Raw genomic sequence first — 544 nt, 5'->3', positions numbered from 1 at the left:
CGATCGCATTTACGATGTCGAGCATTCAGCCATTAACTGAAATTCTAGAAAATAGTAAAGACGCGAAGGCTAATCCTGAGGAAATCGTTGATCTAATTGTTCCATATATGTTGGCGGGGATAACCGCTCCAGCAATGGACGTTAATTAACTCGATTAGATCTTGTTGTATTGCTAATCTTTTTTCGGCTTTAAGAGGTTAGCTAAATGATTCAACGCATTCTCATATTTCTATCCAAGCAAGAACTTCATAGTTTTGACTTACACGGAAACCGCACAGTTTATCCAGTCTCTACTGCGAAGAATGGCAGCGGTCAACTTGAAGGTTCTTTTTGTACCCCGCTCGGATATCACATTGTTAAGCACAAAATCGGTCACCAGCTTTCCCGCGATACGGTGTTTAAGGCGCGAACCCCACAAATAAAGTCATTTACTGAAGCTCGATATCTAGCTGAACCTAATGAAGACTGGATATTGTCACGCATACTATGGTTGAGCGGCTGCGAGCCAGGCTTCAACCGTCTAGGAGAGGTTGATAGCAAGAAT

1 protein-coding gene is annotated in these 544 nt (G+C 42.6%); it reads left to right on the top strand.

The window, feature by feature from the left end:
• Positions 1-205: 205 nt before the first annotated feature.
• A partial coding sequence (locus A3739_RS23905; RefSeq protein ID WP_068503081.1) for a L,D-transpeptidase occupies positions 206-544 on the top strand: 339 nt, incomplete at its 3' end.

The organism is Oleiphilus sp. HI0067 (assembly GCF_001635735.1).
The sequence above is the reverse complement of the archived record's forward strand: the minus strand, read 5'-3'. Positions and strand labels throughout refer to the sequence as shown.